The following is a 23,988-nucleotide window of genomic DNA, read 5'->3' on the forward strand; positions in this document are numbered from 1 at the left end:
TGCTGCCCGTGCACAGTGCCGTGCACGGGCTGCGACCTGCCTACGGAGCAGCACCCGCGCGGCGCACCGCTCCACCACTCCGCTCGTGAAAGGCCCCTCCATGCCCCTGGCCCTGCTCGCCCTAGCCGTGGGCGCCTTCGGCATCGGTACCACCGAGTTCGTGATGATGGGGCTGCTCCCCGACGTCGCGGACGACCTGCACATATCCATCCCCGCCGCCGGGCACCTCGTCTCCGCGTACGCCCTCGGCGTCGTCATCGGCGCCCCGCTGCTCGCCGCGGCCACCGCCCGGATGCCCCGCCGCAAGGTCCTGATCGCCCTCATGGGCCTCTTCGTCGCGGGCAACGCCCTCTCCGCCCTCGCCCCCGACGAACACTGGCTGCTCGCCGCCCGCTTCCTCAGCGGACTGCCGCACGGCGCCTTCTTCGGCGTGGGCGCCGTCGTCGCCACCGGCATGGTCGCCCCGGAACGCAAGGCGCGCTCCGTCTCCCTGATGTTCCTCGGCCTGACCGTCGCGAACATCGCCGGCGTCCCCACCGCCACGCTCGTGGGACAGCACCTCGGCTGGCGGGCCGCCTTCCTCGGCGTCAGCGTCATCGGTGTCGCCGCCATCGCCTCGCTGCTGCTGCTCATCCCGCACGCCCCGGCGCACGCCCCCGCGGGCGGTCTGCGCGGCGAGCTCGCCGCGCTGCGCTCCCTGCCCGTCTGGCTGGCGCTCGGCACCACCGTGGCGGGCTTCGGCGCGCTGTTCTCCGCGTACAGCTACGTCACGCCCATGCTCACGGACTCCGCCGGGTACGCCGAGGGCAGCGTCACCCTGCTGCTCGCCCTCTTCGGCGTCGGCGCGACCGTCGGCAACCTCGTCGGCGGGCGGCTCGCCGACCACTCCCTGCGCGGCACGCTCTTCGGCGGCCTGGCGTCCCTCGTCGTCGTCCTCGCGCTCTTCCCGGCCCTCATGGGCGCCCAGTGGAGCGCGGCCGTCGCGGTCACCCTGCTCGGCGTCGCCGCGTTCGTCACGGGCTCGCCCCTCCAGCTGATGGTCATGGAGAAGGCCGCCGCCGCTCCGTCGCTCGCGTCCTCCGCCAACCAGGCCGCGTTCAACCTCGCCAACGCCGGTGGCGCGTGGATCGGCGGGCTCGCCCTGGCCGCCGGATTCGGCGTGACGTCCCCCGCGGTCGCGGGGGCGGGGCTCGCGGTGCTCGGGCTCGTCGTCGCCGGTGCCGCGTACGGCGTGGACCGGCGCAGGGCGCCGGCGTCCGGGGCCGTCGCGTCCGCCGGGCGGCTCGTCGCCGGGCACGTCCCGTCGGCCACGGAGAGGGTCTCCGGCTGACCGGGGCGGGCGCTCCCCCTCCGGGATTCGCCCCCTCCGCCCCTACCCGTCCCGTCCCCGGGGCTCCGCCCCGGACCCCGCTCCTCAGACGCCGGAGGGGCTGATTCTTCGTCGCCCGGGGGTAGCCGTTGTCGCCGGGCTGGAGGTCTTCAGCCCGTGCGGCGCTCGAGGACGAGGCCGTTCAGGCCGTTGCGGGGGTGCGGGGTGGAGCTCCCGGGGGTCGGCGCGGGGCTGATTCCTCGTCGCCCGGTGGTACCCGTTGTCGCCGGGCTGGAGGTCTTCAGCCCGTCCGGCTCTTGAGGACGAGGCCGTTCAGGCCGATGCGGGGGTGCGCGGGCGGAGCCCCGGGTGCCGGCAGGGCCGAGTCCGGGTGGCGGCCGGGGCGACGGCGCCGGCCGTCGGGTGCAGTGGGGCGGCACACACCCCATTGCGTCGCTCTGACGATTAGACTGGCCCCGTGCCTCAACTACGCCTCGCCCTGAATCAGATCGACTCGACGGTCGGCGACATCTCCGCCAATGCCGAGGCGATCGTCCGTTGGACCCGGCACTCCGCCGAGCAGGGAGCGCACCTGGTGGCGTTCCCCGAGATGGTGCTGACCGGGTATCCCGTGGAGGACCTCGCCCTGCGGTCGTCCTTCGTCGAGGCCTCCCGCGCGGCGCTGCACTCGCTCGCCGCGCGCCTGGCCGACGAGGGATTCGGGGAGCTGCCGGTGATCGTCGGCTACCTCGACCGGTCCGAGACGGCGCAGCCGAAGTACGGCCAGCCGGCAGGCGCCCCGCAGAACGCCGCCGCCGTGCTGCACGGCGGCCGGGTGGCGCTGACCTTCGCCAAGCACCACCTCCCCAACTACGGCGTGTTCGACGAGTTCCGGTACTTCGTGCCCGGCGACACCATGCCGGTCGTACGGGTGCACGGCATCGATGTCGCCCTCGCCATCTGCGAGGACCTCTGGCAGGACGGCGGGCGCGTCCCCGCCGCCCGCTCCGCCGGGGCCGGCCTGCTGCTCTCCGTCAACGCCTCCCCGTACGAGCGCGACAAGGACGACACGCGTCTGGAGCTGGTGCGCAAGCGGGCCCAGGAGGCGGGCTGCACCACCGCCTACCTGGCCATGATCGGCGGACAGGACGAGCTCGTCTTCGACGGCGACTCGATCGTCGTGGACCGGGACGGTGAAGTCGTCGCACGGGCACCGCAGTTCGCGGAGGGATGCGTCGTCCTGGACCTGGACCTGCCGGCCGGCGCCGCCGAGCCCGTGACGGGCGTCGTCGACGACGGGCTGCGCATCGAGCGGCTGGTCGTCTCCGAGGAACCCCTGCCGCCCTACGAGGTGGAGCTGACCGGGGGCTACGCCGAGCGGCTCGACGACGACGAGGAGGTGTACTCGGCGCTCGTCGTCGGCCTGCGCGCCTACGTGGCGAAGAACGGTTTCCGTTCCGTGCTCGTCGGCCTGTCCGGAGGCATCGACTCCGCGCTCGTCGCCGCCATCGCGTGCGACGCGGTCGGCGCGCAGAACGTGTACGGCGTGTCGATGCCGTCGAAGTACTCCTCGGACCACTCCAAGGGGGACGCGGCCGAGCTGGCGCGACGCACGGGGCTGAACTTCCGCACCGTGCCGATCGAGCCGATGTTCGACGCCTACATGTCGTCGCTGGGGCTGACGGGTCTTGCCGAGGAGAATCTCCAGTCGCGGCTGCGGGGCACGATGCTCATGGCCGTCTCCAACCAGGAGGGGCACATCGTGCTGGCGCCCGGCAACAAGTCCGAGCTGGCCGTGGGCTACTCCACCCTGTACGGCGACTCCGTCGGCGCGTACGGGCCCATCAAGGACGTGTACAAGACGTCCGTCTTCCGGCTCGCCGAGTGGCGCAACCGGGCGGCGGCCGAGCGCGGGCAGACGCCGCCGATCCCGGAGAGCTCCATCACCAAGCCGCCCAGCGCCGAGCTGCGGCCGGGCCAGGTCGACACGGACTCGCTGCCCGACTATCCCGTCCTGGACGCGATCCTGGAGCGGTACGTGGACCGGGACGAGGGAGCCGACACCATCGTGGCGGCCGGCTTCGACCGGGAGCTCGTGGTGAAGACGCTCCGCATGGTCGACACGGCGGAGTACAAGCGGCGCCAGTACCCGCCGGGCACCAAGATCTCCGCGAAGGGCTTCGGCAAGGACCGCCGGCTGCCCATCACCAACGGCTGGCGCGAGCACGCGTGACCCTGGCGGGGCGAGGACCCCGCGCGACACCGGGCGGGCCCGGCGCCCTGGCGAACACCCGCGCCCGCTCGTCCCGGAGGGTCGGGCGAACACCCGCGCCCGCTCGTCCCGGAGAGACCGGGCGAACACCCGGGCCCGCTCGTCCCGGAGGACCGGGCGAACACCCGCGCCCCCTCCTCCCGGACGGACGGGACGAAACGCGCGTGCGCCCGCTCCTCCCGAAGAGACAGGAGGAGCGGGCGCACCCGTGGTGACGGTCCGTCAGTGACGGTTGTAGGACTCGACGTAGCCCGGGGCGGGCGAGCCCACGCCGGTGACGTCGTCGTAGCCCTTCACGGCCTTCAGCGAGCTGTCCTTGCCGAGGCTGCGGACGGAGGTCAGCACACCGTCGGCCGCGTCGAAGCCGTTCGCGAAGTCGACACGCGCCACGGCGAGCCCGGACCCCGTGGGGGTGTCCGTGACGTCGTGGTACGCCTTCGAGCCGTACTTGGCGTAGATCGACGGGTTGGCGAAGCCGATCGCCTTGCCGCCGCGCGCCTCCTGGGCCAAGGCCTGCACGGCCGCGATCACCGGAGCGGCGAGCGAGGTGCCGCCGATGCGGTACTCGCTGTACTGCTCGGTCCCGTCCGGGAAGGTCTGCGTCTGGCCGACCTTGAAACCGGTGTTGGGGTCGGCGATCGCCGCGATGTCCGGGACGACCCGGTTGCCCGCGGGGTTGTTCGCCGTGGCGAGCGCGTTCGGGACGACACCCTTCTGGTAGTACGGCTGCGCCACGGTCTTGCTCGTGCCGCCGCCCGCACCCGAGGTGAACGCGCCCGGGAACGCGTCCCAGCTCTTGCCGTCGGCCGACAGGCCGGCCTTCTGGGTGCCCCAGCCGGTCTCCCACAGGTACGAGTCGCCCTTGCCGACCGCCAGCGAGGTGCCGCCGACAGCCGTCACCCACGCCGAGTTGGCCGGGGTGTCGACCTGCTTCGTACCGGTGTTGGCGACCTCGTCGCCGTTGTCGCCGGAGGAGAAGTAGAAGCCGATGCCCTGGACGGCGCCGAACTGGAAGACCTGGTCGTAGGCGGCCGCGATGTCCGGCGTCTCGTTGGCCTCGATGTCGCCCCACGAGTTGGAGACGATGTCGGCCAGGTGCCCGTCGACGATCTTGTTCAGCGAGTCGAGCAGATCGTCGTCGTAGCAGGAGGCGGCACCCACGTAGGTGATGCTCGCGTCCGGCGCGACGGCGTGCACGGCCTCGACGTCGAGGGTCTCCTCGCCGTACCAGCCGGCGGCTCCGCACTCCTCGGTCTTCGTGTACTTCTTCGGCAGCACCTGACGCAGCTGGCCACTGCTGTAGGTCGCGTCACCGTGCTTGCCGGCGTAGGTGGCCGCGTCGAAGGCGATGGTCGGCGAGGCGTACGCGTCGGTGATGGCGACCCGCACCCCCTTGCCGGTGCGCTTGCCCGCGCCGTACGCGGCGCGCAGCTGCTTGCCCGTGTATCCCTTGACCGCGTACGGGATCTTCTTGCCGTAGGCGTTCGGCAGGGTGCTCGCGACGTTCGAGCCGTAGTACGAGGAGAACGGCCCGGAGTTCTTGAACACCGCGTCCGGGGGCGGCAGCTGGTCGGCGTGCGTCGCCTTGTGCGGTGCGTTGTCCAGGCCGGTGACGGTCAGGACGGCGCCGTTCAGGGCGGCCGGGGCGGAAGCCGTCTTCGACGGCGCCCGGTAGGTCTTGGCACCCTTGGCGTAGTTGTGCAGCTGGGTGCCGAAGGCCTTCTCGGCGGCGGCCACGTCACCGGTCACGGAGACGTAGTGCCGCGTGGTGCCGGTGACCTTCAGGCCGGCCGACTTCAGCCACGAGGTCACCGCGGTGACCTGGGCCTTGGTGGCGCCGAAGCGCACCTGCGCCTGCTTGGCGCTCAGGTACTTGCCGTACGAGGCCGAGTCCGGGTCGGACACGGCCTTGGCGTACGCGGCCAGACCGGAGGCGTTCCGGCCGGCGAGGTAGACCCGGGCGGACACCTGGGAGCCGTCGGACGTGGCTCCCTTGTCCGCCTTCGCCGTCGCCCAGGCGGGCTTGGTGCCCGCGAGGGTGTCCCGGCTCGGGCCGTCCGCGGCGTGGGCCGCGGGTATGCCGAGCGCCAGCGCGCCGGCGAGCAGTGGCAGTGTCGCCGCCATGCTCACCCCGGCGCGCGTCTTGGCGCGATTGGATCTCATAGAACCCCCTGCGATGCGGTTCGTCGCATGTAGTGGTCTTTCGGTGAAACACGTGGTTGCCCGCGCCTGAGGAGGTGGCGGGTAATGGATCACACGATGGGGGCCACTCTGGCGATGAACCGTTCATGCCAGGGGAATGGAAAGGCCAAGGAAACCCCAAGTGGCCGTGATTCGAGGCTGTTTGGGGTGGTTTGCGGCAGGATTCCGGGGAGAATCGAGGGTTTTCCCTCGGTCCCATGGCGAGTTGTTGTGAAAAGGCCCCGGCCATGTGTAGGCGCGGGGCCGGTTGCCCGGGTCAGGGCTTCGGGCTGGGCGGAGCCGCCGGGCGTGCGGAGTCCCGCTGCGGCGGTGTGGAGCTGCCCGATTGACGGACCGTCACGGAACCGCTGTTCGGCGACGGGCTCCGGCCGCGCCGGGACGCTCGCCGGAACCCGGACCGGTCCCGGAGCTCGGAGCGCCCCGGGACCGGCCCGCGCACGTCCTAGTCGCGCGCCGTGGCGCCGCGCGCCTTGAGCATGTCGGCCATCAGCCGGATCTCCGACTGCTGGGCGTCGACCATGCCCTGCGCGAGCTTCTTCTCGACACCGACCTTGCACTTCGCGACACAGCCCTCGGCCATGTGGATGCCGCCCTTGTGGTGGTCGGTCATCAGCTGGAGGTAGAAGATCTCCGCCTGCTTGCCGTTCAGCGTGCCGAGCTTCTTCATCTCTGCGTCGGTGGCCATGCCGGGCATCAGCGCGCCGTCGTCGCCGGAGGCCATGTCGCCCATGCCCATCCAGGTCATGGGGGCGTCCGCGGACACCTTCGGCAGCTCCCACAGGTCGAGCCAGCCGATCAGCATGCCGCGCTGATTGGCCTGCGTCTGCGCGATGTCGTACGCGAGGCGCCGTACCTCGGTGTCCTTGGTGCGGTCGCGCACGATGTACGACATCTCGACGGCCTGCTGGTGGTGGACCGCCATGTCGCGCGCGAAGCCCGCGTCCGCGGAGTCGGCGGCGGGCGCGGCGGTGTTCGAACCGTCGTCCTGGGCCACCGCGTACGTGATCGCCCCGCCCGCGACGAGCACGGCCGCAGCGGTTCCCGCGATCCAGCCGACCTGCCTCACTGGGACAGACCGTTGGTGCAGGCGGCGCCCGGCTCGGGCGTCTGCTTGCCCTGCACGAACTCCGAGAAGAACTTGTCGACGTTCGGGTCGCTCGCGGCCGTCACCGTGCGCTGCTTGCCCCAGGCGCTGAGCATGATCGGGTCCTTCTGGTCGTCGACGGGGCTCATCAGCGTGTACGGGGTCTTCTTGACCTTCGCCGCGAGGGCCTTCACGTCCGCGTCCGACGCCTTGCTGTTGTACGTCACCCAGACCGCGCCGTGCTCCAGCGAGTGCACGGCGTTCATGTTGTTGACCGCCTTGCCGTAGACGTCGCCGTTGCAGTTCATCCAGACCTGGTTGTGGTCACCGCCGACCGGCGGCTCCATCGGGTACGTCACGGTCTTGGAGACGTGGTTGCGGGCCAGCGTGCCCTGCCAGGTCTTCACCCCGTCCTTGCCCGTGACGAAGTGGCCCGCCGTCTTCGAGTCGCTCGCCGTGTCGTTCTTGTCGGACTGCGACTTCACGAGGACGACGCCGCCGACGACGAGGCCGGCGACGACGACCACGCTCGCGGTGATCGTGAGGATCCGGTTGCGCCGCTCACGGGCGCGCTCGGCACGGCGCAGCTCCTCTATGCGCGCCTTGCGCGAGGCGGTGCTGGTGTTCTTGGCGGAACCCATGGCGAGTCCTTATGGGGGAATGGGACGGTCGGTCCGCTGATCGTAGTAGGGGAGACGGGTGCGTATGCAGAGCGGGCCTCGGGAATGACCGAACAGGTGGCCTTCGGGCCCGTGCGGGGGCGGCTTTCGTCCCGATAATTTGAACCTCGGATGCACATTATTTACGCTCGCGGTATGCGGCTGCTGCGATCCACCGACCTTGCTCTGCGCGTCCTGATGCGGCTCGCCGTCGCGGACGGGGCCACCCCCACGACCCGCGAGGTCGCCGAGGACATGGACGTGCCGTACACGCATGCCGCGAAGGTCGTCGCCGAGCTCCAGCACCTCGGGCTGCTCGCGGCCCGCCGCGGCCGGGGCGGGGGCCTCGCGCTCACCGAGGCGGGGCTCTCGGCGTCGGTGGGCGCCGTCGTCCGCGCCTTCGAGGGGGACGGCGACGTCGTCGAGTGCGAGGGGGCCGTGCCCTGCCCGCTGAACTCCGCCTGCCGCCTGCGGGGTGCACTCAAGCGGGCCCAGGAGGCGTTCTACGCCTCGCTGGACCCGCTGACCGTCGCGGACATGGTCGCCGCGCCGACCGGGCCCGTGCTGCTCGGTATCTCCCGGCGCTGACCGGCCCCGCGACGACGACCGGCGCTTTCCGGCGCCGGCCGCCTCGCGCTTCGCGGATCGTCGGCTCAGTCGTGGGCGAGCCACAGGTCGGGCCCGAACACCTCGTAGTGGATGTCGGCGGCCGCCACACCCTTCTCGAGGAGCTGCTCCCGCACCCTGCGCATGAAGGGCAGCGGGCCGCACAGGTACGCCCGGGTGCCCGGCGGGACCGCCACCCCGGAGAGGTCGACGAAGCCCGTGCGGTCGGCGGGGTGCCCCGGCTCCGGGCGCTCGTACCAGAAGTGGGCGGCCGCGTCCGGCAGCTTGCCGGCGTACGCCTCGTGGTCGGCGCGCAGGGCGTGCTCGGCCGGTGAGCGGTCCGCGTGCACCACGGTGACCGGAGCGCTGTGCCCGGTGTCCGCGAGCTGCTCCAGCATCGCGATCATCGGAGTCACGCCGATTCCGGCCGAAGCGAGCAGGAGCGGCGCGTCGTCCGCCTCCAGCACCAGGTCGCCGTACGGGGCGGAGAGCCACAGCCTGCCGCCTTCGCGCACGCGCGCGTGGAGGTGGTTCGAGACCTCGCCGTCGGGCGCGTCGCCCCCGTGCACGCGCTTCACGCCGATCTGGCGCACGGCTGAGCCCGGGGCGCTGGACAGGCTGTACTGACGTATCTGACGGGCGCCGTCCGGCAGTTCGACGCGCACCGAGACGTACTGTCCCGGGCGGAAGTCCGGCACCGGCCCGCCGTCGGCCGGACGCAGTCGGAAGGTCGCGACGTCCGCGGTCTCCTCGACCCGGTCGACGACCTCCCACTCGCGCCAGCCGCCGCCGTCCCGCTCGTCGTACAGGCGTCGCTCGATGGCGACGAGGGCGTTCGCCATCAGCCAGTAGACCTCGTCCCAGGCCGCCGCGACCTCGGGGGTCACCGCGTCGCCGAGCACCCCGGCGATGGCCGCGAACAGGTGCTCGTGGACGACCGCGTACTGCTCGGGCGCGACGCCCAGGGAGGCGTGCTTGTGGGCGATGCGCTGGAGCATCGCGTCCGGGCGCTCGTCCGGGTGCTCCACCAGGTACGTGGCGAACGCGGCGATGGAGCCGGCCAGGGCCTGGCGCTGGGTGCCGGCGGCCTGGTTGCCGCGGTTGAAGAGGTCGCGCAGCAGGTCGGGGTGGGCTGCGAACAGTCCGGCGTAGAAGCGTTCGGTGATCTCACCGATGGCGGCTCCGACGACGGGGAGGGTGGCGCGCACGGTGGCGGTGGACTGTTCGGACAGCATCAGGGCTCCTCGGGGGAGAGGCGGGAGGGTGGGCCGCGGCCCCCCTTGTCTGCCCCGCACGGTAATAAAACTTGCATCTGAGATGCAAATTTAAATGGAGGCGGGAGGAGGCGGGGGTCGGCCATTTCAGAGACGGGCCCGAACAGGCAAGATGGGCCCAGAGCAGGACACCTGCCGTACGCGAGGCGTTCAGACCGGGGCCGCCCGGGCGATCATGGTCCGCAACGCGCACGAAATGGTGTTGTGGTGGGATGCTCAGGAGCCCCGATCGTCCCCGGGACGTGGGAGCAGGCGGCCTGACCAGCAAGGATGGGTGGAAGCGGAAGATGGACAAGCAGCAGGAGTTCGTGCTCCGGACCCTGGAGGAGCGGGACATCCGGTTCGTACGTCTGTGGTTCACGGACGTACTCGGCTTCCTCAAGTCGGTGGCCGTGGCCCCGGCCGAGCTGGAACAGGCCTTCGACGAGGGCATCGGCTTCGACGGCTCCGCGATCGAGGGCTTCGCCCGCGTCTACGAGTCCGACATGATCGCCAAGCCGGACCCCTCCACCTTCCAGGTCCTGCCCTGGCGCGCGGAGGCCCCCGGCACCGCCCGCATGTTCTGCGACATCCTCATGCCGGACGGCTCCCCGTCCTTCGCCGACCCGCGCTACGTGCTCAAGCGGGCCCTGGCCAAGACCTCCGACCTGGGCTTCACCTTCTACACCCACCCGGAGATCGAGTTCTTCCTGCTGAAGGACCGCCCGCTGGACGGCTCGCGGCCCACCCCCGCCGACAACTCGGGCTACTTCGACCACACCCCGCAGAACGTCGGCCAGGACTTCCGTCGCCAGGCCATCACGATGCTGGAGTCGATGGGCATCTCGGTCGAGTTCAGCCACCACGAGGGCGCCCCGGGCCAGCAGGAGATCGACCTGCGCTACGCCGACGCGCTCTCCACCGCCGACAACATCATGACCTTCCGGCTGATCATGAAGCAGGTCGCGCTGGAGCAGGGTGTGCAGGCCACCTTCATGCCGAAGCCGTTCTCGGAGTACCCGGGCAGCGGAATGCACACCCATCTCTCCCTCTTCGAGGGCGACCGCAACGCCTTCTACGAGTCCGGCTCGGAGTACCAGCTCTCCAAGGTCGGCCGCTCCTTCATCGCGGGCCTGCTCCGGCACGCCGCGGAGATCTCCGCCGTCACCAACCAGTGGGTCAACTCCTACAAGCGCATCTGGGGCGGCTCCGAGCGCACCGCGGGCGCCGGCGGCGAGGCGCCCTCGTACATCTGCTGGGGCCACAACAACCGGTCCGCGCTGGTCCGCGTCCCCATGTACAAGCCCGGCAAGACCGGCTCGGCCCGCGTCGAGGTCCGCTCCCTCGACTCCGGCGCCAACCCCTACCTGGCCTACGCCCTCCTCCTCGCCGCCGGCCTCAAGGGCATCGAAGAGGGCTACGAACTGCCGCCGGGAGCCGACGACGACGTCTGGGCCCTCTCCGACGCCGAACGCCGCGCCATGGGCATCGAGCCCCTCCCGCAGAACCTCGGCGAGGCACTCACCCTCATGCAGCGCAGCGAACTCGTCGCCGAGACCCTCGGCGAACACGTCTTCGACTTCTTCCTGCGCAACAAGAAGTCGGAGTGGGAGGAGTACCGGTCCGAGGTGACCGCGTTCGAGCTGCGGAAGAATCTGCCGGTGCTGTAAGGGCAGGTCAGCGGCACTTCTCGTGACGCCGTACGCGGGGCCTGCGGTCGATGACCGCGAGCCCCGCGGCTGTCCTCACTGCCCCTGGGCCGTCTGTGGGCCGTCCGCCCCGGAAACGTTGCCCTCGTACGTGCTGTCCACGGCCTTCCGGGCGCGGCTCTCGCTGCTCGGGAGCAGGTGCGTGCAGCCCCGGAGCGTGAAGCCGGGGTCCGTGTGCGCCAGATAGGTGCTCAGCGCTTCGACGTTCTCGCCGGCGTCCAGGAGCACCGACGCGTAGAAGTGCCTCAGCGCGTGCATCCCGTGCTCTCGCGCCGCCTGGAAGCGTTGAGCCGTAGGTGCCGGCGAGGCAGGCTTGGTGCATGAAGTCGCTCTTGCGCTCACCCCCGGTGCCAAGAGCAGGCGGTCATCACCGGCTCCTCTTCATGCTGATGCAGTGTCTGCCCTATCTGATCGCACTGGCCGTGCTGGTCATCGAGCTCACACCTGCGCACTTCATCTATACCGGCCCCTTTCTCACCGCGGTCCCGGCGCTGGCGGCAGTGACTTTGGGGCCCAAGGGCACCACCGCGGCGGCGGCCCTCGCGCTGGCGATCAGCGTGACCACCGCGACCTACAACGGGGCGTGGGGGACGCTGCAGGTCTACAGCAACTTCCTGGCCTTGGCCTTGGTCTCCGTGGCCGGCTTCATCACCAGCCGCGCCATGCAGGAGCGCAGGCAGAGAGAGCTCGACCAGGTCCGCAGTATCGCCGTGGCCGCCCAAGAGGTCGTGCTGCGGCCTGTGCCCGCGTGCCTGGGCCCACTGCGGGCCGGCAGTCTGTGCCTTGCGGCCGGGACCGGGGCGCGGGTGGGCGGTGATCTGTACGAGGCCGTGCAGACCAGGTACGGCGTCCGGATGATCGTCGGGGACGTCCGGGGAAAGGGTCTGTCCGCGGTGCGAGCCGTCGCGGTGGTGCTGGGCGCGTTCCGTGAAGCAGTGCACTATGAGGAGGACCTGGTGGAGGTCATGAACCGCTGCGCGGCTGCGCTGCGGCGGGAAGTCTCCGTGCCGGGTGCGTATGGCCAGGAGGCTCTGCTGGAAGGGTTCACCACGGCGCTCATCGCGCAGGTGCCGGACCAACCCCTGGTACAGCTGGTGAACCGTGGACATCCACCACCGCTGCTGCTGCACCAGGGCAAGGCTGCACCACTGACGCCGAGCTTGGCGTCGCCGCCTCTCGGCCTCGAAGACCTCATAGCCGACCTCCCCGAGAAGTCTGAGAGCTATGCGTTCGACCCCGGCGACCGTCTGTTGCTGTATACCGACGGTGTGATCGAGGCACGCAATCGCGGCGGCGAATTCTTCGCTCTGCCGGAGGCCATGGAGGGGATAGGCGTCGGTCCCGGCCCACTGGAATTCCTGGAGCAACTGCACGAGGGGCTGACCCTCCACACCGGCGGTGATCTGGCGGACGATGTGGCGATGATCCTCGCCGATCGGTTCAACGGCCCTCCAGGGTCACCTTCGGGTGGGGCAGACGTGGATTGACCGTTGTTTTCGGCTGCGAAGCAGCCGCCCCTTCGGCGAAGATGCGCTCTGCGCTCCACGGCACGACGCGACCACTTCCCGCAGCAGGCGGACGCACCGATTGCACGTGCTCGGCTTCCTCGCAGCGGTGTTATCAAGGGTGTATGGAAGTGTTTTCCGGGCGCCCACGGGGTCCGGAACGTCATCCGCCCGTCGGGGGCTCGCGCGTACGTCGCGCCTCCCTGCTGGACCTGCGCAGTGCGGCCGGTCAGGTGTTCCTTCTCCAGGTCGTGATCGTGGTCCTGCTGGTCGTGGCCGCCGTGGGGGTCATCGTGCTCCAGGCGGCGAATGACGCCTTGCAGCAGGGGCGCAGGGAGTCGATCGTCGCGGCGCAGTCGTTCGCGAGTGCTCCTGGCGTGGCCGAGGCGCTGCAGAGCCCGGACCCGACGGCGGTGCTCCAGCCGCGGGCCGAGGAGGCGCGGAAGCGTACGGGCGTGGACTTCGTCATCGCCATGAACACGGACGGGATTCGTTATACGTATCCCTACCCGCGGGAGATCGGGGAGAAGTTCGTCGGCACCATCGAACCGGCGCTGAGCGGCCGTACCGTCGTCGAGCAGGCCGGCGGGCCGCCGCTGCCCGCAGGCAAGGGGACGGACGTGCAGGCGGTGGTCCCGGTGACCGACTCGCACGGCAAGGTGGTCGGCCTGGTCTCCGCCGGAATCACGGTCAGGAACGTGGCGGCGCTGTGGCTGCCGGAGCTGCCGATCATCCTGGGCAGCGGCGTGGCCGCGCTGGTGCTGGCCGTGACGGGAACGACGTTGGTCTCCCGTCGACTGCGGCGGCAGACGCACGGCATGGCCCCGGCGGAGCTGGCGGAGCTGTACAGGCACCACGACGCGGTCCTGCACGCGGTGCGGGAAGGATTGTTGATCACCGACGCCGACGGACGGGTGCTGATGGCCAACGACGAGGCGACACGGCTGCTCGGACTGCCGGCGGACTTGCGGGGGCGCCCGGTGCGGGAGCTGGGACTGCCGGAGCCGATCATGCGTCTGCTGTCGTCACCGGAGGCGGTCACCGATGAGGTCCGTCTCGCGGGGGACCGGTTGCTGGCGGTGAACAAGCGGCCGACGTACGCGGAGGGCAGCGTGGTGACTCTGCGGGACACCACGGAGCTGGCGGCGGTCTCGGGGCGGGCCGAGGTCGCGCGGGAGCGGCTGAAGCTGCTGTACGAGGCCGGGGTGGGGATCGGGACCACGCTGGATGTGGAGCGTACGGCCCAGGAACTCGCCGACGTGGCGGTGCCGCAGTTCGCCGACCTCGTGACGGTGGATCTGCTCGAAGCGGTGCTGCGGGGGTGGGAGCCCACGGCGGAGGGCTGGCGGCATCTGCGCCGGGCGGCGATCGGCGGCGACGGGCGGATGATTCCGGTGTATCCGCGGGGCCAGATGATCTCGTTCTCGCGCCGAACGCCGCAGATGCGGGCGCTGGAGGAGCGACGGGTGATGCTCGAGACGGACCTGCGGCAGGCACAGGGCTGGCGGGAACAAGATCCGGAGCGCGCCATGAGGGCACTGGAGCGCGGGTTGCGTTCACTGGTGGCCGTGCCACTGCGGGCGCGGAACGTCACGCTGGGCGTGGCGAACTTCTACCGGACGGTGGATTCCGCGGCGTTCGAGTCGGATGACCTCACCTTCGCGGAGGAACTGGCCGCGCGGGCGGCGGTGGCCATCGACAACGCCCGGAGGTTCACCCGGGAGCGCGCGATGGCGGTGACGCTGCAGCGCAGCCTGCTGCCGCGGCGGCAGCCGGAGCAGGACGCACTGGAGGTGGCCTGGCGGTACATGCCTGCGGAGGCCGGGGTGGGCGGGGACTGGTTCGACGTCATCCCGCTTCCGGGCGCTCGCGTCGCTCTGGTCATGGGTGATGTCGTCGGTCACGGGCTGCACGCGGCGGCGACGATGGGCCGGCTGCGCACCGCGGTGCACAACTTCTCCACCCTGGACCTGCCCGTGGACGAGGTGCTCGGGAACCTGGACGACCTGGTCGTCCGCATGGACAACGAGGAGAACACGGACGATGCCAGGGAGGGCCAGGAAGGCGAGGGCGTGACCGGAGCGACCTGCCTCTACGCGGTCTACGACCCGGTGACGGAGGCCTGCACGATGGCCCGTGCGGGGCATCCGGAGCCGGTGGTGGTGCGCCCGGACGGGACGGTCACCTGTCCTGACGTGCCGGCCTCGGCACCGCTCGGCCTGGGCGGCTACCCCTTCGAGACCGTGGAACTGTCCCTGCCGGAGGGTTCGCAACTGGTGCTGTACACGGACGGCCTCGTGGAGGACCGTACCCACGACATCGACGTCGGGCTGGAGCGACTGCGCCGGGCGTTGGGCGGGTCCGGGGGCCGCACACCGGAGGAGACGTGTCGAGCGGTGATCGACTCGTTGAAGCCGTCACACTCCTTCGACGACATCGCGCTGTTGACGGCACGTACCCGGAGGTTCCCGCGCTCGGATGTGGCCATGTGGGACGTGCCGCCGGACCCGGCGATGGTTCCCTCGGTACGGGCGCGGTGCCGGGAGGCGTTGCTGGAGTGGGGGCTGGAGGAGACCGCATTCGCCACGGAGTTGATCATCAGCGAGCTGGTCACGAACGCGATCCGGTACGGCTCGCCACCGGTCGGCGTACGGCTGCTCCACGGACGCTGTCTGATCTGCGAGGTGTCGGACGGAAGCGGCACGTCGCCGCGCATGCGGCGGGCGGCGACCACCGACGAAGGCGGGCGGGGACTGTTCCTGGTGGCGCAGTTCGCTCCGCGATGGGGGACGCGGTACACCACGCACGGCAAGGTCATCTGGACGGAGCAGCCTCTTCACGATGGCGCATCCGCCGCCTTGGGCCTCGCCCCGGTCGACTTTCTTCTCGACCAGTTCGATGATCCTGGCCTGTGAGCCGGAGTTGGGGAGAGGGACGCGCACTCGGCGCGAGGTCCGTTTGACCCGCGCGGTCCCACCGTCTCCCGGGGCGGGCCGGTTCGGGCCCGCACGTCAGCCGATGTACGCCGGTGACACCGCCGCCGTGCTGATGCGCCGTGGTGCTCCCGTGCCGTCCGACGGGACGGTGTAGAGGTCGGCGCCGTAGTCGCCGGGGAGGGCGTAGACGAGGGTGTGGTCGTCGCGCCACACGGCCTGGTCGTCGACGCTGCGGGGCTCGGCGAGCGGGGTTTCGCGCAGGGTGCGCAGGTCGAGGACGTACAGATGCCAGGGGGCGTCCTTGGGGAGACCCTCGACCCGCTTCTTGAAGGCGACGCGGGTGCCGTCGGGGGAGAGGGACGGGCATTCGACGTTCGCGCGCAGCGTGGTGACCGTGCGGGTGCGCAGGTCCCCGCGGACCAGGTACGTCTTCCCGCCCGTCGCCAGCGTCGCGTAGAACGTGCGGTCGTCGGCGGCGAAGGTGACGCCCCAGAAGTTCACGTCCGCCGCGTGGTAGTTCCGCCCGTCCTTCACCACCCGGTACTCCTCCAGGGACGGGGTCAGCTTCCCCGTCCGCGTGTCGACGACGGCCGCGCGGGTGGAGAAGTTCGTGCCCGCGTACGAGTCGCCGCCCACGAATGCCGTCCAGGCGGCGTAGCGGCCGCTGGGGGAGACCCGTGCGCGGGACGGGATGCCGGGCACGTCGTAGCGTGCCCGCTCCTTCAGCCGCGCGTCGAGGACCACGGCACGGTAGGTGTCCTGGACGGGGCCGTGCACCGCCTGGAGGCACACCCCGGTGCCCGCCGCCGCGTAGAAGCGCAGGCACTTGACCCCGGACGCCGTGCGCGGGCCCGACGGGTCGGACGCCGGGACCGTGGCCAGTTCGTCGCGGTGCGGGCCCCACGCCATGTTCCGGAAGACCATACGGCTGCCGTCGCCGGTCAGCGCCACCGTGCCCGTGGTGATCCGCGGGCCGCCGGGCCGTGCCTGGTTCCTGCGGTCCGCCCGGGCCGACGCGTGCAGGACGGACGCCGTGGCGACGCCCGCCAGGACGACCAGCGCCGAGACCAGGACCAGGATGCGGGTGCGGAGCGTCATGCGAGCCCTTCGGGAGGGGTGGGACGGAGCCGGAACGAGAACAGGGCGCAGCACGCCAGCGCCACGGCCGACGCGGTCAGCGCGGTGCGGTCGCCCCACGCCGTCCAGGCCGCGCCGAAGCCGAGCGAACAGGCGAAGCGGGCCAGCGCCTGACCCGTCTGGACCAGCGCGAGCCCCGACGAACGCAGCTCCCTCGGCACGCTGTCTGAGGCTGCCGCCATCAGCACGCCGTCGGTCGCCGCGTAGAAGGAGCCGTGCAGCACGAGGACGGCGTACGGCAGGGCCGACCCGTGCCAGGAGGACAGCAGGAGCCCGTACGCGAGGAGCAGGGCGCCGTGGCCCGCCAGGAACACCCGCCACCGGCCGGTCCGGTCCGCGAGCCGGCCGAGCGGGACGGCCAGCAGCAGGAACGCCGCCGCCGTGCCGAGCGGCAGCAGCGCGAACCACCGGTCCGGCACGCCGAGCCGCCGCTGGAGCAGCAGGTACACGAACGAGTCGCTGACGGTCGCGAGCCCGAGGAGCAGGGCGCAGACGGTGATGCGGCGCAGGTCACGCCGGCCCAGGAGAGCGAGGGCGGCGCGGAGCGTGGGGCGGGGGGCCGCCTTTGCGTGGTCGGCGGCCACGGCGGTGTCCGGGCCGGTTTCCACAGCGGCGTTCAGGCCGGTGTCCGGGCCGGTTTCCACAGCGGCGGTCAGGCCGGCTTCCGCAGCGGCCTCGCCGGCACTCCTGCCGGAGCGGGCCTTCGTCCCGGAGCCGAGCCTCGCGCCGGAGCGGGCCTTCGTCCCGGAACCGGTGCCCGAGTCGGAGCCGGCCTCTTCGCCGGAGCCTGCCCGTACGCCGGAGCCGGCCCGTACGCCGGAGCCGGCCCCCGCGCCGAAGCCCTTCCTTGCGTCGGAGCCGGCCCCCGTGCCGGAGCCGGCCCCCGTGCCGGAGCCGGCCCCCGCGCCGAAGCCCTTCCTTGCGTCGGAGCCGGCCCCCGTGCCGGAGCCGGCCCGCGTGCCGGAACCCCCCGGCACGAACAGCACCAGCACCAGCACCCCGACCACTGCTACGCAGAAGCTCACCGTGAACACGGCGTCGTAGCCGTCCACGGTCGTCCGCAGGATCAGGAAGGCGACCAGGGGCCCGAAGAGCGCGCCCGCCGTGTCCATCGCGCGGTGCACGCCGAAGGCGCGCCCCCGGTTCTCCGGAGTGCTCGACAGGGAGATCAGCGCGTCGCGCGGGGCGGTGCGCAGGCCCTTGCCGGTGCGGTCGGCGGCCAGGACCATCCCGATGGGCGTCAGGGACTGCGCCACCAGCAGCAGGGGCTTGCAGGCCGCCGACAGCGCGTACCCGGCCCCCGCCACCCACTTGTGCCGGCCGCCGCCCCGGTCGGCCAAGTGCCCGCCGACCAGACGCACCAGCGCCGAGAAGCCGTTGTAGATCCCGTCGAGCAGTCCGAAGCCCAGCGGGGACAGGCCGAGGCCCGCCACCAGGTAGAGGGGCAGCACGGCCGTCACCATCTCCGAGGAGACGTCGGTGATCAGACTGACCGTGCCGAGCGCCAGCACCGTGGGTGCGACCGCGGCACGGCGCCGCCCGGCCCGGGGCCGGGCGGCGCCTTCCGCGGACGCCGCCGCCGAGGTCTTCGGTGTGCCGGCGCGGCTGTCCGCCACGTACATCTCAGGACGTCCAGATGCCGGTGATGTCCTTGGCCGAGGCGGCGTTGCCCGCGTGCGGGAGGCCGTGCATGTCCTCCAGCGTGCGCAGCAGGTCGTAGTGGTTGAACGTCGTGGAGGACGACGAGCCGGCGGTCACCTGCTGGCCGTAGAGCACGGTCGGGACGCGGTTGCCGCTGAGCCGGTTGTCCTCGTCGAAGGTGACGACGAGGAGACTGTTGTGGGTCTTGGCCCAGGTTGCGTACGCGCCCAGGTTGTTCTTCAGCCAGGTGTCGCCCGAGGACACCGAGCAGTCGTGCATGTCGCTGCACAGGTTGGGGACGACGAAGGAGACCTGCGGGAGCGTCGAGTAGTCCGTCGGGAACTGCGCGAACGTCCTGGCGCTCGACGTCGGTACGTTGCTGAAGCCGAACCACGGGTTGTGCTTGCGGGCGTACTTGCCGCTGCTGCACGTCGTGGAGCCCTGGCTGGGCAGCGTCTCGTTGTAGCTGCCCCACGTCTTGCCCGCCGCGATCAGCTCGGAGGCGAGGTTGGGGGCCGAGGAGAAGCCGGGCGTGTAGCAGCTGTCGTCGGTGATGCCCTGGGTGGAGCCCGAGAACAGGGCGAAGTAGTTGGGCTGGCTCGGGTGGGTCTCGGCGTAGGACTGGGAGAGGTTCGCGCCTCCGGTCTTGAGGGAGTTGATGTAGGGCGCGCTGGACGAGCCGATCACCTGGCTGTAGGCGTGGTTCTCGAAGACCACGACGACGACGTGGTCCGGGGTGGGGACCGCGGCCGCGGCGTGGGCGGTGGACGAGCCGCCGAATCCGGTCCACAGCCCGACCGCCGCGGCGGTGAAGGCGAGGGCCGACGCCACGAGGGCACGGCTGCGGCGGTACACGTTTCTGCCGGACACTTCAGACCTCCGGTGGGGGGGGAGAGGCGGGGGCGGTGCGGACAGAGCATGCACACGCCAACATTCCCCCGCCCCACGCGGCCCAACCGGAGGGGTGAAGAGCGGATGAACTACTGCCGCCGGGCGGCCAGCTCGCTCAGCAGCTGGTGCAGCGGCTCCGTCTCGCGCCGCCGGTACTCCTGGATCGCCCAGCCGTTCCCGTCCGGGTCCTTGAAGTACATGAACGTGGCGCCGTCCTGCGGAGCGAACTCCACCGGCTCACTGACGTCGAGGCCGCGGGCCGTGAGCTCGTCGTACGCGGCCTTGGCGTCGGCGACGCACAACTGCATCCCGTGGTACGTCCCGGGCTGCGGGGTCCCGGTCGGGACCTGGAGGCCGTCCACCAGCGCGATGGAGCACCCCGAGCCGGGCGGAGTCAGCTGGACGATCCGCACCCCCTCCATCACCTCGCCGTCCAGGTCGACGTGGAACCCGACCTTGTCCCGGTAGAACTCCTTGGCCCGGTCCACGTCGGACACCGGCAGCAGGATCACTTCGAGGGTCATGTCCATGGCGTGACTCCTTTGTCGTACGGCGCACGGGCATCCCCTACAGAAGCGGAGTCCGGCGCGGGGCGCCACCCTGGTGACCGGGGTTAGGCTCTGGCTCGGACGACCTTGATCGGACAGGAGGCCGAGGATGACGGCGCCGGGACGCAGGAGCAGTACCTTCACACGGCTGCTGCGGCACGGTTTCACCGACCCCTCCGCCGCCGAGCGCCTCCTGGACGGCGCCGAGCTGGAGCCCGTCCGCTCCGACCCGGTGCTCCTGGAGGCGCTCGGCGCCACGGCCGACCCCGACCTCGCGCTCCTCGGCCTGGTCCGGCTCGTCGAGGCGCAGGACGGGCACACCGCCCAGCGGGAACTGCTCGACACCCTGATCGCGGCGAAGCCCCTGCGCGACCGGCTCCTCGGCGTGCTCGGCTCCTCGGCCGCCCTCGCCGACCATCTCGCCCGGCACCCGCGCGACTGGCACGCCCTCGTCACCTACGAGCCGCAGGACCTGCACCCCGGAGTACGGGAGTTCGAGCGGGGGCTCGCCGAGGCCGCGACCCCCGTCTCGCTGCGCGTCGCCTACCGGCGCTGCCTGCTGTCCATCGCCGCGCGCGACGTGTGCGGCACCACCGACCTCGCCCAGTCCGCCGCCGAGCTCGCCGACCTCGCCACCGCGACCCTGCGCGCCGCCCTCGCCATAGCCGAGACGGCCGCCCCGGACGACGCGGCGCAGTGCCGCCTCGCGGTCGTCGCGATGGGCAAGTGCGGGGGACACGAGCTCAATTACGTGTCGGACGTCGACGTGATCTTCGTCGGGGAGGCCGCCGACGGAGCCGACGAACGCAAGGCCCTCCAGGCCGCGACGCGGCTCGCCTCCCACATGATGCGGATCTGCTCCGAGACGACCGTCGAGGGCAGCATCTGGCCGGTGGACGCCAACCTGCGCCCCGAGGGGCGCAACGGACCGCTGGTGCGCACGCTGAGCAGCCATCTCGCCTACTACCAGCGGTGGGCCAAGACCTGGGAGTTCCAGGCACTGCTGAAGGCCAGGCCGGTGGCCGGGGACCTCGACCTCGGCGAGCAGTACGTGGCCACGCTCGCCCCGCTGGTGTGGCACGCGGCCGAGCGCGACAACTTCGTCGCCGACGTGCAGAAGATGCGCCGCAGGGTCGTCGAGAACATCCCCGCCGCCGAGATCGAGCGTGAGCTGAAGCTCGGCCCCGGCGGACTGCGCGACGTCGAATTCGCCGTGCAGCTGCTCCAGTTGGTGCACGGTCGGGCCGACACGTCGCTGCGCAGCGGCACCACGCTGGACGCGCTGAAGGCCCTGGCCGCCGGCGGCTACGTGGGGCGCGCCGACGCCCTGCAGCTCGACGACGCCTACCGGTTCCTGCGCTCCATGGAGCACCGCATCCAGCTCTACCGGCTGCGGCGCACCCATCTGGTGCCTCAGGACGAGGCCGATCTGCGCCGCATCGGACGGTCGCTGGGACTGCGGTCCGACCCGGTCGTGGCACTGAACCGGGAGTGGAAGCGGCACGCCGCCGTCGTCCGCCGGCTGCACGAGAAGCTGTTCTACCGGCCGCTGCTCGACGCCGTCGCCCAACTCGCCCCCGGCGAGAGCAGGCTGAGCCCCGACGCGGCCCGCGAACGGCTCGTCGCGCTCGGGTACGCCGACCCGGCCGCCGCGCTGCGGCACCTGGAGGCGTTGGCGTCCGGCGTCACGCGCAAGGCCGCCATCCAGCGCACGCTGCTGCCCGTCCTGCTCGGCTGGTTCGCCGACTCCGCCGACCCCGATGCCGGACTGCTCAACTTCCGCAAGGTGTCCGACGCCCTCGGCAAGACCCCTTGGTACCTGCGGCTGTTGAGGGACGAGGGCGCCGCGGCGGAGAACCTGGCGCGGGTGCTGTCCGCCGGCCGGCTCGCCCCCGACCTGCTGATGCGCGCCCCGGAAGCGGTGGCCCTGCTCGGCGACGGGGACGGCGGCGGGCTCGAACCGCGGACCCGGGCCCACCTGGAGCAGGAGATACTCGCCGCGGTCGGCCGGGCCGACGGCGGCGAGCAGGCGGTCACCGCCGCCCGCGGGGTGCGGCGGCGCGAGCTGTTCCGCACCGCCGCGGCCGACATCGTCGCCTCCTACGGCACCGAGGAGATGCCCGCCGTCGCCGACCAGGGCGCCCTGGTGGACCTGGTCGGCGGCGCGGTCTCCGACCTGACGGCCGCGACCCTCGCCGGGACGCTGCGGGCCGTGGTGCGCGACGGGTGGGGGGACACCCTGCCCACCCGGTTCGCGGTGATCGGGATGGGCCGGTTCGGCGGACACGAACTCGGCTACGGCTCCGACGCGGACGTGCTGTTCGTGCACGAGCCCCGGGAGGGTGTCGACGATCAGGAGGCGGCCCGCGCCGCGAACAAGGTGGTGTCCGAGATGCGGCGGCTGCTCCAGATCCCGAGCGCCGACCCGCCCCTGCTCATCGACGCGGACCTGCGGCCGGAGGGCAAGTCGGGCCCGCTGGTGAGGACGTTGAAGTCGTACGAGGCCTACTACCGGCGCTGGTCGCTGGTGTGGGAGTCGCAGGCGCTGCTGCGCGCGGAGCACGTGGCGGGCGACGAGGACCTGGGCAGCAGGTTCATCGAGCTGATCGACCCGCTGCGGTACCCGGCGGAGGGGCTCGGCGACGACGCGGTGCGCGAGATCCGCCGGCTGAAGGCACGGATGGAGGCGGAGCGGCTGCCGCGGGGCGCCGACCCCACGCTGCACACCAAGCTCGGACGGGGCGGGCTGTCCGACGTGGAGTGGACCGTGCAGCTGATGCAGTTGCAGAACGGCTGGGCGGAGCCGGGCCTGCGGACGACACGGACGCGGGAGGCGCTGGCAGCCGCCTGTGCGGCGGAGCTCATCTCGACGGAGGACGCGGCGACGCTGGACGAGGCCTGGGTGCTGGCCACCCGGGTGCGCAACGCCGTGATGCTGGTCCGCGGCCGGGCCGGCGACACCTTCCCGTCCGACGCGCGTGAACTCGCCGCGGTGGGACGGTACCTGGGGTACGGACCGGGCCACGTGGGAGACATGCTCGACGACTACCGGCGGACCACCAGGCGGGCGAGGGCCCTCGTGGAGGAACTGTTCTACGGGGCGTGAGCCTTCCCCGGATCGGTGACGGTGGCGGCGACGGCGTCGGCGTCTGTGGAGTCGGTGTCCGCGACGGCTGCGTCGGGACCGTCGCCGGCACCCGCGGCTGCGTCGGGACCGGCACCAGTACCAGCACCCGCACCGGCGCCCGCGACTCGGGCCTCCCCGGCCCCGGCCCCGGTCTCCGCCCTGGTCCCGGCCCGGGTCCCGGTCCCGGCCCGGGTCCCGGTCCCACCCCCAGCCGTACCCGGCCGCGCCCGGCGTGACAGCGCCACGCCGGCGAGCACCGTCACCATCCCCGCCACGACCCGCGCGCCGATGCGTTCGTCCAGGACCAGCGCGCCCAGCGCCACCGAGACGACCGGCAGTAGATAGCCCACGGTCGCCGCGCTGGTGGGTCCCTCGTCGGCGATCATGCGGTAGTTGAGGTAGAAGGTGATGCCGGTGGCGAAGACGCCGAGCACGGCGACCGCCGACAGGGCCGTCATGTCGACGTCGTGGAGCGGGCCCGCGGCGGGCAGGGCCAGGGTGCTCCAGCCGGTGGCGGTGAGCAGCTGGGCCGCCGACACGGCGAGCGGGGCGCCGTGTCCCGTCAGATGGCGGGCCATGTAGGCGAAGGCGATCGCGTAACTGGCGGCCGCGCCCAGCAGCGCGAGGGCGCCCCAGCCGACGAGGTGCGAGTGCTGCCAGGGGGCGAAGATCACCAGGACGCCCGCGAAGCCGAGGAGAAGGCCGGTCAGGCGCGGCGGGCGCAGGTCGCGGTCGCTGCCCAGCAGGACTCCGATGAGCAGGGACCACAGGGGTGTCGTCGCGTTGAGGACACCGGCGACGCCCGAGTCGACGGTCTGCTCGCCGAGAGCGAAGAGCGCGAAGGGGATCGCGTTGCAGAAGAGGGCGGCGACGACCAGGTGCCCCCACAGGGAGCGGGACCGGGGGAGCCGCTGACCTGCCGAGCGGGCGAGGAGGGCGAGGACCGCCGTGCCGAGGGCGCAGCGCGTGAGGGTGATGGCGGCGGGGGACAGGCCGTGGTTCAGGGCCAGTTTGATCCAGAGGAAGCCCGAGCCCCAGAGGAGGGCCAGGGCGCCCATGCGCAGGGAGGACGACAGGGAGCGCTGCATGGGTCCCACGGTCCAGGAGGA

16 protein-coding genes and 1 pseudogene are annotated in these 23,988 nt (G+C 71.8%); 7 read left to right on the forward strand and 10 right to left on the reverse strand.

The window, feature by feature from the left end; all coding sequences use genetic code 11:
• Positions 1 to 100: 100 nt before the first annotated feature.
• Both ABEB03_RS07515 and ABEB03_RS07520 read left to right on the forward strand, forming a co-directional pair.
• Complete coding sequence (locus ABEB03_RS07515) at positions 101 to 1,330, forward strand: MFS transporter (protein WP_345643165.1); 1,230 nt, start codon at positions 101 to 103, stop codon at positions 1,328 to 1,330.
• A 457-nt stretch (positions 1,331 to 1,787) separates the two neighbouring features.
• Positions 1,788 to 3,542, forward strand: coding sequence for an NAD+ synthase (locus ABEB03_RS07520; protein WP_345643168.1), 1,755 nt, complete (start codon positions 1,788 to 1,790; stop codon positions 3,540 to 3,542).
• A 261-nt stretch (positions 3,543 to 3,803) separates the two neighbouring features.
• On the opposite strand, the gene ABEB03_RS07525 is transcribed toward ABEB03_RS07520, so the two are convergent.
• The 3 genes from ABEB03_RS07525 to ABEB03_RS07535 form a co-directional block, all read right to left on the reverse strand.
• Positions 3,804 to 5,744 (reverse strand): S53 family peptidase, encoded by a 1,941-nt coding sequence (locus tag ABEB03_RS07525; protein ID WP_345643171.1) that lies wholly within the window; start codon positions 5,742 to 5,744, stop codon positions 3,804 to 3,806.
• Between the two features lie 481 nt (positions 5,745 to 6,225).
• Positions 6,226 to 6,849, reverse strand: coding sequence for a DUF305 domain-containing protein (locus ABEB03_RS07530; protein WP_345643176.1), 624 nt, complete (start codon positions 6,847 to 6,849; stop codon positions 6,226 to 6,228).
• Complete coding sequence (locus tag ABEB03_RS07535) at positions 6,846 to 7,508, reverse strand: DUF3105 domain-containing protein (protein WP_345643179.1); 663 nt, start codon at positions 7,506 to 7,508, stop codon at positions 6,846 to 6,848. The genes ABEB03_RS07530 and ABEB03_RS07535 overlap by 4 nt, the downstream gene beginning before the upstream one ends.
• A gap of 174 nt (positions 7,509 to 7,682) precedes the next feature.
• Between ABEB03_RS07535 and ABEB03_RS07540 the strand changes: the two genes are divergently transcribed.
• On the forward strand, positions 7,683 to 8,114 hold the full coding sequence (locus ABEB03_RS07540) for an RrF2 family transcriptional regulator (protein ID WP_095933885.1): 432 nt from the start codon (positions 7,683 to 7,685) through the stop codon (positions 8,112 to 8,114).
• Between the two features lie 65 nt (positions 8,115 to 8,179).
• On the opposite strand, the gene ABEB03_RS07545 is transcribed toward ABEB03_RS07540, so the two are convergent.
• Complete coding sequence (locus ABEB03_RS07545) at positions 8,180 to 9,367, reverse strand: globin domain-containing protein (RefSeq protein WP_345643184.1); 1,188 nt, start codon at positions 9,365 to 9,367, stop codon at positions 8,180 to 8,182.
• A 326-nt stretch (positions 9,368 to 9,693) separates the two neighbouring features.
• On the opposite strand from ABEB03_RS07545, the gene glnA reads away from it, so the two are divergent.
• A complete protein-coding gene (glnA, locus tag ABEB03_RS07550) occupies positions 9,694 to 11,055 on the forward strand; it encodes a type I glutamate--ammonia ligase (RefSeq protein ID WP_028800782.1) in 1,362 nt (453 codons plus the stop codon).
• 75 nt (positions 11,056 to 11,130) lie between these two features.
• Here glnA and ABEB03_RS07555 read toward each other — a convergent pair.
• Positions 11,131 to 11,382, reverse strand: a pseudogene (locus ABEB03_RS07555) (tyrosine-type recombinase/integrase); the annotation flags it as partial.
• Between the two features lie 32 nt (positions 11,383 to 11,414).
• Between ABEB03_RS07555 and ABEB03_RS07560 the strand changes: the two are divergent.
• Both ABEB03_RS07560 and ABEB03_RS07565 read left to right on the forward strand, forming a co-directional pair.
• Complete coding sequence (locus ABEB03_RS07560; protein WP_345643188.1) at positions 11,415 to 12,581, forward strand: PP2C family protein-serine/threonine phosphatase; 1,167 nt, start codon at positions 11,415 to 11,417, stop codon at positions 12,579 to 12,581.
• A gap of 143 nt (positions 12,582 to 12,724) precedes the next feature.
• The gene (locus ABEB03_RS07565) at positions 12,725 to 15,514 is read left to right on the forward strand and encodes a SpoIIE family protein phosphatase (protein WP_345643191.1); all 2,790 of its coding nucleotides are present in this window, start codon (positions 12,725 to 12,727) and stop codon (positions 15,512 to 15,514) included.
• Between the two features lie 96 nt (positions 15,515 to 15,610).
• On the opposite strand, the gene ABEB03_RS07570 is transcribed toward ABEB03_RS07565, so the two are convergent.
• The 4 genes from ABEB03_RS07570 to ABEB03_RS07585 form a co-directional block, all read right to left on the reverse strand.
• On the reverse strand, positions 15,611 to 16,633 hold the full coding sequence (locus ABEB03_RS07570; protein ID WP_345643194.1) for a TolB family protein: 1,023 nt from the start codon (positions 16,631 to 16,633) through the stop codon (positions 15,611 to 15,613).
• Positions 16,630 to 18,294 (reverse strand): MFS transporter, encoded by a 1,665-nt coding sequence (locus ABEB03_RS07575; RefSeq protein WP_345643199.1) that lies wholly within the window; start codon positions 18,292 to 18,294, stop codon positions 16,630 to 16,632. The genes ABEB03_RS07570 and ABEB03_RS07575 overlap by 4 nt, the downstream gene beginning before the upstream one ends.
• 1 nt (position 18,295) lies before the next feature.
• The gene (locus ABEB03_RS07580; RefSeq protein WP_345643202.1) at positions 18,296 to 19,183 is read right to left on the reverse strand and encodes an alkaline phosphatase family protein; all 888 of its coding nucleotides are present in this window, start codon (positions 19,181 to 19,183) and stop codon (positions 18,296 to 18,298) included.
• Positions 19,184 to 19,293: 110 nt separating this feature from the next.
• Positions 19,294 to 19,734, reverse strand: a complete 441-nt coding sequence (locus ABEB03_RS07585; RefSeq protein ID WP_345643205.1) for a VOC family protein — start codon at positions 19,732 to 19,734, stop codon at positions 19,294 to 19,296.
• Positions 19,735 to 19,861: 127 nt separating this feature from the next.
• On the opposite strand from ABEB03_RS07585, the gene ABEB03_RS07590 reads away from it, so the two are divergent.
• Positions 19,862 to 22,858, forward strand: coding sequence for a bifunctional [glutamine synthetase] adenylyltransferase/[glutamine synthetase]-adenylyl-L-tyrosine phosphorylase (locus tag ABEB03_RS07590; protein WP_345643208.1), 2,997 nt, complete (start codon positions 19,862 to 19,864; stop codon positions 22,856 to 22,858).
• On the opposite strand, the gene ABEB03_RS07595 is transcribed toward ABEB03_RS07590, so the two are convergent.
• Positions 22,846 to 23,967, reverse strand: coding sequence for a DMT family transporter (locus ABEB03_RS07595; RefSeq protein WP_425589194.1), 1,122 nt, complete (start codon positions 23,965 to 23,967; stop codon positions 22,846 to 22,848). The two genes, ABEB03_RS07590 and ABEB03_RS07595, sit on opposite strands and share 13 nt — an antisense overlap.
• Positions 23,968 to 23,988 lie beyond the last annotated feature (21 nt).

This window comes from Streptomyces siamensis (assembly GCF_039543605.1).
GTDB lineage: Bacteria > Actinomycetota > Actinomycetes > Streptomycetales > Streptomycetaceae > Streptomyces > Streptomyces siamensis.

Bases quoted from the DNA above. Each gene is read 5' to 3' on its own strand.
- ABEB03_RS07540 (WP_095933885.1), top strand. From the start codon at position 7,683: ATGCGGCTGCTGCGATCCACCGACCTTGCTCTGCGCGTCCTGATGCGG.
- ABEB03_RS07590 (WP_345643208.1), top strand. From the start codon at position 19,862: ATGACGGCGCCGGGACGCAGGAGCAGTACCTTCACACGGCTGCTGCGG.
- ABEB03_RS07515 (WP_345643165.1), top strand. From the start codon at position 101: ATGCCCCTGGCCCTGCTCGCCCTAGCCGTGGGCGCCTTCGGCATCGGT.
- ABEB03_RS07535 (WP_345643179.1), bottom strand. From the start codon at position 7,508: ATGGGTTCCGCCAAGAACACCAGCACCGCCTCGCGCAAGGCGCGCATA.
- ABEB03_RS07565 (WP_345643191.1), top strand. From the start codon at position 12,725: ATGGAAGTGTTTTCCGGGCGCCCACGGGGTCCGGAACGTCATCCGCCC.
- ABEB03_RS07585 (WP_345643205.1), bottom strand. From the start codon at position 19,734: ATGGACATGACCCTCGAAGTGATCCTGCTGCCGGTGTCCGACGTGGAC.
- ABEB03_RS07545 (WP_345643184.1), bottom strand. From the start codon at position 9,367: ATGCTGTCCGAACAGTCCACCGCCACCGTGCGCGCCACCCTCCCCGTC.
- ABEB03_RS07575 (WP_345643199.1), bottom strand. From the start codon at position 18,294: ATGTACGTGGCGGACAGCCGCGCCGGCACACCGAAGACCTCGGCGGCG.
- ABEB03_RS07570 (WP_345643194.1), bottom strand. From the start codon at position 16,633: ATGACGCTCCGCACCCGCATCCTGGTCCTGGTCTCGGCGCTGGTCGTC.
- ABEB03_RS07560 (WP_345643188.1), top strand. From the start codon at position 11,415: ATGAAGTCGCTCTTGCGCTCACCCCCGGTGCCAAGAGCAGGCGGTCAT.
- ABEB03_RS07595 (WP_425589194.1), bottom strand. From the start codon at position 23,967: ATGCAGCGCTCCCTGTCGTCCTCCCTGCGCATGGGCGCCCTGGCCCTC.
- glnA (WP_028800782.1), top strand. From the start codon at position 9,694: ATGGACAAGCAGCAGGAGTTCGTGCTCCGGACCCTGGAGGAGCGGGAC.
- ABEB03_RS07525 (WP_345643171.1), bottom strand. From the start codon at position 5,744: ATGAGATCCAATCGCGCCAAGACGCGCGCCGGGGTGAGCATGGCGGCG.